Annotated in this window: 13 protein-coding genes; 8 read left to right on the forward strand and 5 right to left on the reverse strand. The window is 49.2% G+C overall.

The genetic code is table 11. The annotated features are described in order from the left end of the window. The first annotated feature begins 3 nt into the window (after positions 1-3). The 6 genes from rbfA to miaA are packed head-to-tail and all read left to right on the forward strand — an operon-like array spanning position 4 to position 5,598. The gene (rbfA, locus tag OXG75_07810; GenBank protein MCY3625876.1) at positions 4-357 is read left to right on the forward strand and encodes a 30S ribosome-binding factor RbfA; all 354 of its coding nucleotides are present in this window, start codon (positions 4-6) and stop codon (positions 355-357) included. After that, positions 350-1,312, forward strand: coding sequence for a bifunctional oligoribonuclease/PAP phosphatase NrnA (locus OXG75_07815; protein ID MCY3625877.1), 963 nt, complete (start codon positions 350-352; stop codon positions 1,310-1,312). The genes rbfA and OXG75_07815 overlap by 8 nt, the downstream gene beginning before the upstream one ends. Continuing rightward, on the forward strand, positions 1,312-2,223 hold the full coding sequence (gene truB, locus OXG75_07820; protein MCY3625878.1) for a tRNA pseudouridine(55) synthase TruB: 912 nt from the start codon (positions 1,312-1,314) through the stop codon (positions 2,221-2,223). The genes OXG75_07815 and truB overlap by 1 nt, the downstream gene beginning before the upstream one ends. A gap of 29 nt (positions 2,224-2,252) precedes the next feature. Beyond that, positions 2,253-2,522 (forward strand): 30S ribosomal protein S15, encoded by a 270-nt coding sequence (gene rpsO / locus OXG75_07825; protein ID MCY3625879.1) that lies wholly within the window; start codon positions 2,253-2,255, stop codon positions 2,520-2,522. A 46-nt stretch (positions 2,523-2,568) separates the two neighbouring features. Continuing rightward, positions 2,569-4,656, forward strand: coding sequence for a polyribonucleotide nucleotidyltransferase (gene pnp / locus OXG75_07830; GenBank protein ID MCY3625880.1), 2,088 nt, complete (start codon positions 2,569-2,571; stop codon positions 4,654-4,656). 9 nt (positions 4,657-4,665) lie between these two features. Next, positions 4,666-5,598 (forward strand): tRNA (adenosine(37)-N6)-dimethylallyltransferase MiaA, encoded by a 933-nt coding sequence (gene miaA / locus OXG75_07835; protein ID MCY3625881.1) that lies wholly within the window; start codon positions 4,666-4,668, stop codon positions 5,596-5,598. A gap of 3 nt (positions 5,599-5,601) precedes the next feature. On the opposite strand, the gene OXG75_07840 is transcribed toward miaA, so the two are convergent. The 4 genes from OXG75_07840 to OXG75_07855 form a co-directional block, all read right to left on the reverse strand. After that, complete coding sequence (locus tag OXG75_07840) at positions 5,602-6,900, reverse strand: type II toxin-antitoxin system HipA family toxin (protein ID MCY3625882.1); 1,299 nt, start codon at positions 6,898-6,900, stop codon at positions 5,602-5,604. Then, entirely contained in the window at positions 6,897-7,244 is a 348-nt protein-coding gene (locus OXG75_07845) for an XRE family transcriptional regulator (protein ID MCY3625883.1), read from the reverse strand. The genes OXG75_07840 and OXG75_07845 overlap by 4 nt, the downstream gene beginning before the upstream one ends. A gap of 131 nt (positions 7,245-7,375) precedes the next feature. Beyond that, positions 7,376-7,774, reverse strand: a complete 399-nt coding sequence (locus OXG75_07850) for a cytochrome c-type biogenesis protein CcmH (protein MCY3625884.1) — start codon at positions 7,772-7,774, stop codon at positions 7,376-7,378. Next, on the reverse strand, positions 7,771-8,334 hold the full coding sequence (locus tag OXG75_07855; protein ID MCY3625885.1) for a TlpA disulfide reductase family protein: 564 nt from the start codon (positions 8,332-8,334) through the stop codon (positions 7,771-7,773). The genes OXG75_07850 and OXG75_07855 overlap by 4 nt, the downstream gene beginning before the upstream one ends. Positions 8,335-8,416: 82 nt before the next feature. Between OXG75_07855 and OXG75_07860 the strand changes: the two genes are divergently transcribed. Next, a complete protein-coding gene (locus OXG75_07860) occupies positions 8,417-10,651 on the forward strand; it encodes a bifunctional alpha,alpha-trehalose-phosphate synthase (UDP-forming)/trehalose-phosphatase (GenBank protein ID MCY3625886.1) in 2,235 nt (744 codons plus the stop codon). Continuing rightward, positions 10,651-11,643 (forward strand): aldo/keto reductase, encoded by a 993-nt coding sequence (locus OXG75_07865; protein ID MCY3625887.1) that lies wholly within the window; start codon positions 10,651-10,653, stop codon positions 11,641-11,643. Before OXG75_07860 ends, OXG75_07865 begins: the two co-directional genes overlap by 1 nt. Here OXG75_07865 and OXG75_07870 read toward each other — a convergent pair. Continuing rightward, entirely contained in the window at positions 11,640-12,341 is a 702-nt protein-coding gene (locus OXG75_07870; GenBank protein MCY3625888.1) for an HAD family phosphatase, read from the reverse strand. The genes OXG75_07865 and OXG75_07870 overlap by 4 nt on opposite strands. Between the last annotated feature and the right edge of the window lie 9 nt (positions 12,342-12,350).

Raw genomic sequence — 12,350 nt, forward strand, 5'->3', positions numbered from 1 at the left:
AAGATGTCTCACAGCTACAAAAGATCCGCGAGGATATCCGATCTTCTCATAAAGGAAATATCTGAGATGCTGGTACGCGGCAAGATCAAGGACCCCAGGGTATCGTCGGCAAGCATAACTGCCGTGAGAGTCACAGACGACATGGGCTACGCGAAGGTCTTTTTTACCTCTTTTGATGAACGCTCCGACACCCAGGAGATGCTTGAGGGATTAAGGAACGCTACAGGCTACATAAGAAGCACCCTTTCCAGGAGATTGAGAATAAAGAAGATTCCCAACATAGAATTCGAGTACGACACTTTGGTGGAAAAGCGGGCGAGAATTGACGAACTCATAAAGGACCTCTCGGATGGATGAGCTCGATAACATCCTTAACCTAATAAGGGAAAACCAAAGCTTTCTTGTCGTTTCCCACGAGAATCCGGATTGCGACGCTCTGGGTTCAACCATAGCCATGGCGCTGGTTCTTCACGAGCTTGAAAAGGATGTGATCATGTACAACGCAGACGGGGTTCCTGAATACCTGCGATTTCTTCCCGAATGCTCCGGCATTATCGATTCTCTTGAAGGCGTCACCAGCCCAGTGGATGTAGTTATGCTCCTTGACTGTGCTGATGTTTCGCGCCCCGGAAAAGAATTTGAAAATTTTATCCTGGAAAACGGTTTCACGTTTGCGTTTGTGGACCACCACGCAACCAACAGCACGGGTTCCGAGTACTGCTTTGTGGATGAAACCGCATCTTCTACTGGGGTTATTCTCTACAGGATGATAAAGCGGCTCGGGATTCCCATCAGCCCGAACGTTGCGGAATGCCTTTTTTCCACCATAGTCGGGGACACCGGTTCGTTCCGGTATTCAAACACCTGTTCTGAGACGTTCACGATCGCCGCTGATCTGGTCAACTGCGGAGCCGATCCCGAAAAGATCTCAAGATTCATTTATGATAACGAACCTCTTAGAAAGGTCATGCTTAGAACCTTGGCAATGAACACCCTTGAGGTAACCGGGAAAATCGCTTTTCTTCACGTATCGAGCGAGATGTTCCAGCAGACCGGCACCGAAAAGGAGCATACAGAGGGCCTTGTAAGCATGGCGAGGGCAATTGAAGGGATTGAGGTCGCGGTTTTTCTGAGGCAGGAATCCGCCATCGGCTGGAAAGTGAGCCTCAGGTCCAAGGAGTATGTGGACGTGGCGCAGATCGCCAGACGTTACGGCGGGGGAGGGCACCGCAAGGCGGCCGGATGCGTGGTTTCCGCGCCCCTCGCTACCGTTAAACGCAGACTTCGAAGTTCAATCCAGGAAGCGATGTGATGAATGGAGTTATGATTCTCGATAAGCCCAAGGGTTATACCTCCGCTCAGGTTCTTAACAGGGTGAAAAAAGTTCTGGGGGCAAAAAAGGCGGGTCATACGGGTACCCTGGATCCGTTCGCGACGGGGGTATTGCCCGTGTGTTTTAATCAGGCGACAAAAGCCATTCCTTACCTCGGAGATGATATAAAGGAATACGAGGCCGAGATGATCCTGGGCGTGTCAACCGATACCATGGACGAGACCGGTGCTGTTACCGGCCGGGCGGATGCGGAACATCTGGACAGGGATGATATTGAAGAGGTCATTGAAGGATTTGCGGGGGAGATAATGCAGGTCCCCCCAATGTATTCCGCCGCCAAGGTCTCAGGTACGAAGCTCTACGCCCTTGCAAGAGCCGGGAAGGAAGTTGAAAGGAAACCGAAAAGAGTCACCATAGAGGAAATAAGGCTTCTTAATTTTTCTTACCCTAAAGCGACTTTTTACGTGAAGTGTTCTCGAGGAACCTACGTAAGGGTGATTGCTTCCGATGCCGGGAGGAAACTGGGCTGCGGAGCTCATCTTTCCGAACTGAGAAGACTCAGAAGCGGTCCATTCACGCTCGGCGAGGCCAGCAGTATTGAAGATGTGGAATCCGGAAATTACAGCATTCTTCCCTTGGAGGATGTTCTCGGTGGCTATCCGAGAGTTCATTTGGAAGAGGATCTGTGCGAGAGCGTGCGCAACGGAATTCCTCTTTGCCGGGGAGTTCTTTCGGGCGTGGAATTGCCCGAATTCAAAAATGGGGATATAATCACCGTATTTTGCCGGAGAAAGATTCTTTCCATCTGCGAGGCGAGAACTGACTCGGATGAATTTGAGTATATGGGAGATAAGGATATAGTGTTCCGGCATTTAAGAGTGTTTAACTGATCAGGCAAGGGTCTAGGAGGAAGTAATTTATGTCTTTGCAGAAAGAAGAAAAGGCGCGGATCATAAAGGAGTTTCAAACGCATGAGAACGACGTTGGTTCGGCCGAGGTTCAGATAGGGATTCTGAACGGAAAGATACAGGAACTGTCCGAACACGTGAAAAGGGCGCCCAAGGATAACCATTCAAGAAAAGGACTGGTTTCAATGGTTGCCAAGAGAAGGAAGCTGCTCAACTACGTAAAGAGGGTGAGACCGGAGGAGTACGGTAAGCTGATTGAGACCCTTGGACTAAGAAGATAAGGAAGTAATATTTGGAGGAAATGAATTGACTGAACAATTAAGAGAGATGGAAGCGGAGCTGTTCGGAGCTAAGCTGCGCCTTGAAACAGGAAGGCTTGCCAAGCAGGCAAGCGGGGCGGTGCTCGCTTCCTGCGGAGGAACTACGGTGCTTGCCACGGTTGTTGCTTCGGAAGAAAAAATAGAAGATGATTTTTTGCCGCTTACGGTTAACTATCAGGAAAAATCATTCGCAGCCGGGAAAATTCCCGGAGGTTATTTTAAGAGGGAAGGGCGTCCCAGTGAAAAGGAAATCCTTACGTCAAGGCTTATTGACAGGCCTGTAAGGCCGCTTATACCCAAGGGCTTTTCTTATTCCACCCAAGTTATAGTTACGGTTATTTCCGCTGACGGTAAAAACGCTACGGACGTTCTGTCGGTAATAGCGTCTTCAGCGGCGCTCATGGTCTCAGATATTCCGTTTGCGGGGCCCATAGCGGCTCTCACAGTCGGGAAAGTAGACGGCGAGCTTGTTATAAACCCCTCTCCCGAGCAGCTTGAGACCAGCACTATGGAGATAACTGTCGCGGGCACAGAAGATGCTATTGTGATGGTAGAGGGTGGCGCGAAGGAAGTAAGCGAGGCCGAGGTGGTCGAAGCTCTTATGGTTGCCCATGACGGGATTAAGGAAATCGCTTCTTTCCAGAACCGTTTCGTTGAAGGAATCGGGAAGGAAAAAAGAGAGGTTCCCGCTGTCGAAACGGATAATGCGCTTGAAAGCGAGGTTCGTTCATCTGCGCTCCCTTCTATTGAGCAGGGGATAGTGGCTGATTCAAAGGACGGTAGAAAGAAACTTATAAACCAATCTTATGAAGAAACGGTAAAAAAACTGATTGAGGAACGCCCGGAAGACAAATCCAAGATTGACAAGGCGTTTGATGAGTTGATCAAAGACTCAGTGAGAAGCAAGATAGTAGATGGCACGAGACCTGACGGAAGGGACTACACGACGGTAAGGCCCATATGGGGTGAAGTGGGTCTTCTTGAAAGAACCCATGGTTCGGCGCTCTTTACCCGCGGGGAAACCCAGGCCATAGTCGTCACGACCTTGGGAAGTTCATACGACGAGCAGAGAATAGACGCGCTTGAAGGCGACCAGACAAGAAGTTTCATGCTGCATTACAACTTTCCTCCCTACTCCGTCGGAGAGACGAGCTTCCGGCTGGGTCCCGGCAGAAGAGAAATAGGGCACGGTGCACTTGCCGCAAGGGCGATAAAACCCGTTTTGCCGGATAAAGAGGATTTTCCCTACACTATCAGGATCGTCTCCGAAATACTTGAATCAAACGGTTCTTCGTCGATGGCGACCGTGTGCGGTTCCTCGATGTCTCTTATGGACGCGGGCGTGCCTATAAGTGCCCCCGTGGCCGGCATAGCCATGGGACTTATAAAGGAAGGGGACAATTTCGTCGTTCTCTCTGATATTCTTGGTGATGAGGACCACCTTGGGGACATGGATTTTAAGGTGGCTGGCACCCAAGGCGGTATTACCGCCTTGCAGATGGATATTAAGATAACTGGCATAAACGAAGATGTTCTCACAACTGCACTTGCTCAGGCAAAAGATGGCAGAATGCATATTCTCGGGAAGATGGAAGAGGTAATTAGCGGACCCAAAGAAGAGCTTTCCGAATACGCTCCGAGAATCCTTACGATCCAGGTAAAGCCGGATAAGGTCAAGGTTGTTATAGGCTCTGGAGGCAAGACTATAAAGCAGATAGTTGAGGACACGGGAGCGCAGATAGATATACAGGATGATGGTCTGGTCAAGATTTTCTCCCCGGACTACGAAGCCTGCAAGAAGGCCGAGGGCATCATAAAAAGAATCGTTGAGGATATAGTCGCCGGCAAGTTATACGTCGGAGTGGTTAAGCGCATTCTGGATTTCGGAGCGATAGTCGAGCTTGGTCCGGGAAAAGACGGGCTTTTGCATATCTCCGAACTTGAAAACCGCAGGGTCGAAAAAGTAACCGATATCCTGAACGAAAAGGACGAGGTTCTTGTAAAATGCCTCGCGGTTGAGCGTGACGGCAGGGTGAGGCTCAGCAGAAAGGCCGTGCTTGACCAGAACATAGAAGACTACAGAGTTTCCGACTAACCCGCACAGTTGAGTCTTTCCCGGGAAAAACCGAAGCTGGTCGTTGTTTTGGGGCCGACTGCTTCGGGCAAGACTGAAATGGCGCTTGAAATAGCCGCCAGAACAGGCGCTTGCATACTAAGCGCCGATTCCGTTCAGGTCTACAGGCATTTCGATATAGGAAGCGCCAAACCCACCGAGGAGCAAAGGCGGGGGATTCCCCATTTCTTAATAGATGTCGCAGAGCCCGATGAGGATTTTAACGCCGGCACGTACATGAGACTTGCTCTTGACCAGATCAGGAGGCTTGTCGGGGACGGCAGGAAAATAGTTGTCGTCGGAGGAACTTTTCTTTACGTAAAGGCTCTTCTTTACGGGCTTCTCGAAGGTGTTAAGGTTGACCGGGAGTTCAGAGAGCACCTCGCGCGCGAGAGGGACGCGAAGGGAGTAGCGTCGCTTCACAAAAAACTTGAGGCGGTAGACCCGGTATCCGCCGGACGGATAAATCCGAACGATTACGTGAGAATTGAGCGGGCGCTTGAGGTTTACCACACAACAGGAGAGTGCATGTCGGATCATCACCGTCGGCACGGCTTTTCAGAACAAAGGTTCAACGCCCTTAAAATAGGCCTCCTTGGAGATCGCGAGCGACTGCGCAGCGCCATAGACGAAAGGGTTGACGCAATGATTGACCGCGGCTGGGTCGAAGAAGTAAAAGCTATAAGGGCCATGGGATACGGATCGCACTTAAAGCCTATGAAGTCCATAGGTTACAAGCGGATAAACGAATTCCTGGACGGTCGGCTTGATTTAAAGACGGCGGTTGAAAAAATAAAGACGGATACGAAAAGGTTTTCCAAAAGGCAGTCCACTTGGCTTCGCACGGATGAAGACATAAAGTGGCTTGACTCCGAAAGAGGAAATGGACCGATACTTGAGGCATGTAGAGGGTTTTTCGACTGATTTTCAGAAACTCAGCCGGTGCGTTTTCTCAATCTGCTTGGCGAAATCCGGAAAAACTCCCGCCTCTTTCGCGTACTTTGGCCATTGCGATACGATCTCTCTGACTTCATCAATAATCTCCTCCGCTTTTTTTCTGAATTTTTCGGCGGGGGCGAGCAGATCCTCGCGCGTAAAATCGTCTCGCTTTCCGTTTAGCGACATCTGGTGCGAGTTAAGCCATTTTGAGCCCGGTTTATAGCTGTAGGCAATATCAAATGCCGGGGATATCTCCCATCTGTACTTTTCGTTCAGGATAAAACCGAAATTTTTTGTATGGTCATCGTGATTCCGGGCGACGATGTTAAACACCATTCTTCTGTACATTTCCAGCGCCTGTGTCCTGTTCAGTCTCAGCGAGCGCATCAGCGAGAACAGCTCTTCGTAACTGTAATGCCCCGGCAAGTTGTAGTCAGCGTGGTCCATGGCGCACAGTGACTGATAATGAACTTTTCTGTTTCCGACCCTGTCAAACCGTTTGGTAATAAAATGAGCTCTGGGGCCGTCCATAAGCAACTCGCAGTGAGAGATTCTGATTCCGGCATCTTTTGCCATCAGGTAGTAAGCGTACTCCATGCGGCCGAACCCCTGGGGGTCGCCGAATGTTTCCCTCTTCTCTGAATGTTCGGGCACACCGTCAAATTTCAGGATGTAATGTTCAAATCCCTCAGGAAGGTCTACCTGCCCGCTCCGGATCTCCGTGCGCGCCTTATTGATTCCTATGATGGCCTTGGGCTTTGCTCCTCCAGCGGACGTGCATATTCGAAAAAGCGTGTAAAGCGCTTTGTCTGCTGCATCGTCGTTCAGCTTCCCTGATAATCCCGCTCTGCGGTCAAGTAAGTACTGGGCTGTATCAAACAGGCTGTCGAGTTCGATAACTTCAGGTGACTCCAGCCCCGTGTCTATGGACGGGAAATACTCAAACGCTCCCATGCCTCTTCTGCCCGTATAGAGCAGACGCTCCAATCCGGAGAAAGAATCTTTGTCACGACCCGCTCGGGCGAGCCACGCATCCACCAACGCATTACCGAAATCATCCGGGAGTGAATCGGCAAATGCGCCCGGCAGTCCCCTGTATGTCTCTCCGGACAAGGTGGGGAATTGATAGATTCGATCGGATAACGGCAGCTTTACGGGACTTAACTCTATTGCGGTTCTGATCCATGACGGATCATATTGAAAAGCGCACAGACCCGTATCTTTATCGTATGAAAGAGCCCCTACAGCTTGTCCCCATATTTCCACTCGTGCTACGTTGTGAGTCACCAATTCCTATCCCCTTTGAAAGTCCGGGTATTGCCAGATCTTTTCGATGCCGCTCTCTGCCTTTTTTTTCCTTGAAGTTTTAGCATCTCAATTGGACTGAAAGGCCTGTCGGGCAGCAAGTTCTCCAGGTTCTCAAGCTGTTCCAGTATCCTCATGATGCCTATAATAACCTCGAATCTGGCCTTGCCCGTAACCGCCTTGCGATAAGTTCCTTCGGAGATACCAAGTTCATAGGCGATTTCTTTTTGCGGCCTGTTAGCCTCAAGACGAATCTGCTCCAGCCTGCGTCCGAGTTCTTCGGCTATGGCGGAGTCGGTCATGGCGTAGAAATTCTTTTTGCTCATAATTCCCTGCTTCTCCTATAAACAGCAATAATATGATGTTAAAATCTATATAAAAGCTATAAACCTTATTTTACTGATGGTTAGAATTAAAGCAAGGGAGGTATCAAAAGGCAATTTGATACTGACTTTGGCTATTTCTTCTCCTCAACCCTGTATGCGCGAATGGTTCTCAGGATTATTGCCGCGCCGATAAGTACGGAAAGTACGGGCAGGAGCCATAATATGACGCTGAATCCTCTGGGCGGGGGGGACGCGAGGATGGTTTCTCCGTAGCTTGAGACGAAGTAGTCTATTATCTCTTCCTTTGAGTGGCCTTCAAGCAGCTTTGTTTTTATGACGGCCCTCATGTCTCTGGCAAGCTGTGCGTTTGATTCCGCAACGCTCTGTCCCTCGCATACTGGGCACATGAGTTCTCCCGATATTTCCGCTATTTGGTCTTCAAGCGTGTCCGCATCCGCCTGGAAGGCGATAAGAAGGGCCAGGAACAAAAAAAGCCCCGCGCTCAGGATCTTGCGAAAAAAACTGTTCACGGTTTTTCACTCCCCCGGCTCTGCCCGTTGTAAATAGTCGCGTTCTCCATATAGCTCATGATCATCTTTTCAGTAAGCGGTCCTCTGTGCTTGCCGGTTATGATTCCCTCGGGGCTTACGAAGAAAGTCTCCGGGACCCCTCCCACTCCGTAATCCAGGTGTACCCTGTTTTCCGGGTCATAAACGTTGACGAAGCTTCCCCCGAACGATTTTACGTATTCCTCGGCGCTTTTCCTGTCGTCCATTACGTTTATTCCTATGAACTCAACCTGATTGCCCGAGAGAGACATGTAAGCCCTCTCAAGTGCGGGAGCCTCCTCTCTGCATGGATGACACCAGGACGCCCAGAAATTAACAAGCAGGGTCTTTCCCCGGAAATCAGAGAGTCTTACCTTCTCGCCGCTAAACGATTTCAGCGCGAACTCGGGCGCGGGTCTTCCCACAAGCTGTGAGGGCGTTTCAATACCTCCCTTCCCCGAAAGCCCGCTCCAAAGGGTGTACGCAAGCAGGGCTATAATAAGGACGGTAAGAATCTTCGGTACCGCATTTGATATTTTCATAGAGAGAGCCTGTTCTTTCTAGCCTTAAGTTTTCTTTTGGTTATTATTCCTGCGACTGACCCGTTTATTATAATAAGTTTTCATGAAAAAACTCATAATTGTATCCAACAGATTGCCGACGACCGTTCGGGAGGAAAACGGAATGCTTTTTTTTGATCCGAGCGTGGGAGGTGTGGCTACGGGCCTCAGTTCCCTTGATACCGATTACGAAAAATGCTGGATAGGATGGCCGGGGATAGATTACGGGAGTCTGTCCGGGGAGCAGGTTTCGGAAATGGAGCGGCGGCTCGCGGAGGAAAATTTCTATCCCGTGGGTCTAAGCGCGGAAGAGGTAAAAGACTATTATCAAGGGTTTTGCAACGAAGTAATATGGCCTATCTTCCATTATTTCGTTCAATACGGAACCTATAAAAAAGAGTTCTGGGAATCATACATCAACGTGAACACCAAGTTCGCCGCTGCCATTCTCGACGTGGCCCGCGAAGGGGACTACATATGGGTCCATGATTACCATCTGATGCTTGTCCCAGACCTTGTAAAAAAGCAGCTGCCCAAATCAAGCATCGGTTTTTTTCTGCACATACCTTTTCCGTCTTCTGAGATTTTCAGGCTTATCCCGTGGTGCAGGGAAATCATACAGGGACTTACAGGGGCTGATCTCATAGGTTTTCACACTTTTGACTACGTAAGGCATTTTGCCGAAAGCGTAAGAAGGATACTTGGACACGAGCATTCTCTCGGAAGGTTTATAATCGGGGAAAGAGAGATAAGAACCGATACTTTTCCTATGGGGATCGACTACGAGAAATTCTCCTCCGCGCCGAAAAAACGAAGCATTCAGAAAAAAAAGGACGAGTTCATAGATCTTCTGGGAATCGATCAGAAGGTCATTCTCTCAATAGACCGTCTTGATTACTCAAAGGGAATTCCGGAGAGACTCAGGGCATTTGATCTTTTCCTTGAGAGAAACCCGAAGATGAGGGGCAAGGTGGTTCTTTTGCTTGTCGCGGTGCCTTCGAGAACAGAAGTTGTTCACTACAAGATACTGAAAAACGAAGTCGATAATCTGGTCGGCGCGATAAACGGTAGCTACGGAACAATCGGCTGGAACCCGATTCACTACATGTACAGATCTTTCGGTTTTGAGGATTTGATTTCCCTTTATCTGGCGGCGGACATCCTTTTCATTACTCCCCTTCGCGATGGCATGAACCTGATTGCTAAAGAGTATGTCGCGGCAAGGCAGAATAAAGCCGGTGTGCTCATACTCGGTGAGATGGCAGGAACCGCGCAGGAGTTGAGCGAAGCTATAATCATAAACCCCAATGACTTGGAGTACACTTCACGGGCACTCGAAACCGCCCTTGCCATGACTAAAACAGAGCAGAAAAGACGGATGAAGGCGATGCAGAACCGTCTCAGCAGATACGATATCAGGACATGGACGGCGGACTTCATGGAGAGACTTGATGAAACAAAGGAAAGGCAACTTAAGATGTTTGCCCGAAGATTCAGTCGGGAAATGACAGGCGAACTGATTGAAAAATACAGGGCGAGCAAAAAGTGTCTTTTCCTGCTTGATTACGACGGTTCTCTCGTTTCCTTCAAGAATAATCCGCAGGATGCGAAACCTGACCCGGAAATCTACTCCGCGCTTAAGGAACTTTCCTCGATGGAGAAAAACGAGCTTGTCATCATAAGCGGCAGAGACAGAAGGACTCTTGCCAACTGGCTCGGGGGTGTGACAGACGGTCTTGCGGCCGAACACGGTCTTTGGATAAGACGCGGAAAGTGGAAGATGTCCGATATTGCTCCGGAGGGATGGAAGGAAGAAATAAGACCCATACTGGAAATCTTCGTCGACAGGACTCCGGGGTCGCTTATCGAGGAGAAAAATTTTTCCTTGGCTTGGCACTACAGGAAGGTTGACCCGGCACTCTCAATCGTGAGAGTGGGGGAGCTTAAGGATATGCTCTCGCACATAACGGCGAATCTTGAGATCGGCGTGTTGGAAGGAAATAAGGTCGTGGAGATCAAAGGTTCTTTTATAAACAAAGGTAAGGCGGCTACTCAGTGGATAAAAGCGAAAAAATGGGACCTTATAATATCTATAGGAGACGACTGGACGGATGAGGACATTTTTGAGCAGCTTCCCGAAGATGCCTATTCCATAAAGGTTGGTTTCGGACCGTCAAAAGCCAAGTACAGGGTCCGCTCGACCACCGAGGCGAGAAACCTTCTGTTTTCGTTGATAGAGGCTACCCGAGAGATGGAGGGTTTACCTTCTGAAACCATAAAGAGCAGGAGGCGGAAATAATGGAGTTTATAGAGATTGCCGGCACGGAAATCAATTCGTCGAGAATAGGTCTTGGTACTTGGGCGATGGGAGGGTGGCTCTGGGGAGGAAGCGACAGGAAAGAATGCGTGAGAACGATATACAAGGCGTTTGACAACGGGGTGAATCTGATTGACACAGCTCCTATCTATGGCTTCGGTCTTTCAGAAGAAATTGTGGGGGAAGCGGTTTCTCAAAGCGGAATGAGAGATGAACTGATAATCGCGACGAAAGTAGGGCTTGAGTGGGATAGGGGAGGAATATTCAGAAATTCCCTCCCGGAGAGGATACGCAAGGAGATTGACGATTCCCTTAGAAGACTGCGCACCGACCGGATAGATCTTTACCAGATTCACTGGCCCGATCCCCTTGTCCCTGTTGAGGAAACCGCGCAAGCCATAGCGGAACTCATTGAAAGTGGAAAGGTAAGAGCTGTCGGAGTAAGCAACTATTCGGTTGAGCAGATGGAGATTTTCCGTTCCGTCTGCCCGCTTAACTCGAGTCAGCCTCCTTACAATCTTTTCGAAAGAGGGATCGAGGAAGACGTACTTCCCTGGTGTGAGGAGCACGGAGTTACCATGCTTCTCTACGGGGCTTTGTGCAGAGGACTTCTGGGTGGAAAGCTAAAAAGTGACTCGGAGTTTCCGGGAGACGACATAAGAAATTTTGACCCCAAGTTTCGAAAGCCGGTCTATGATAATTATCTTGGCGCTGTTGAAAAGCTGGGAGAGCTTGCCTCCGAGCGTTTCGGAAAGAACGTGCTTGAACTTTCAGTAAGGTGGGTTCTCGATAAATGCGAAAACGACATCACTCTCTGGGGAGCTAGACGCCCAAGGCAGCTCGATGATCTCGCGGGCACCGTAGGGTGGATCATAGACGATAATTCTATGAATGAAATAGACGCAATACTTGATACTTTCGTCCCGAATCCCATAGGTCCGGAATTCATGGCTCCCGGTCCAAGACCTTTTTAAGCAAAGCTCTTTATGTCTTCAAGGCGGATTTCTGAGACACTTTTTCTAAATATGTCGGCCTGAGGGTAGTCTTCTGGGACTATTCTCGGGTCGGGCACTGCGATACAGCGCATGCCGGCCTCTTTTGCTGACACAATGCCGTTTATGGAATCTTCAATCGCAACGCATTCTTCGGGACTGACCCCGAGACATCTTGCGGTTTCAAGGTATATGTCGGGGTGAGGTTTTCCTCTTTCCACGCAGTCTCCCGAAACTTTTATTCTGAAAGTGTCCGAAAGAGAGAATTTTTTAAGAACAAACTCTATTACTTTCATCGGGGAGCCCGAAGCGAGAGCCATTTTTACGTGTCTCTCCGCGCTTAGAGTTTCAAGGATTTCGGGAATTCCCTCGACGAGTTTGAGTTCCTTTTCGTAAAGTTCGAGAAGGATATTAAGACGGGTGCGGAGAATTTCCTCTGGGGATTCATCAAGGCCAAAAGTTTCTTTTAGAAGTTTTACGGAGTCTTTCTGATTAAGACCCATTATCTTCTTTCTGTATTCTTTTCTGTAATCTTTATTGCCCGCAAACCCCTTTTGCTTGAGCATAATAGACTCGCTTTTCTCCCAGAGGGGTTCGCTGTCTATTATGACTCCATCCATATCAAATATGACTGCTTTTATCAATGGACCGGATAGGTGTTGGAGAACTGCCTTCCTCATTGCGGAAGG

The organism is Candidatus Dadabacteria bacterium (assembly GCA_026705445.1).
In the GTDB taxonomy this organism is placed as follows: Bacteria; Desulfobacterota_D; UBA1144; order Nemesobacterales; family Nemesobacteraceae; genus Nemesobacter.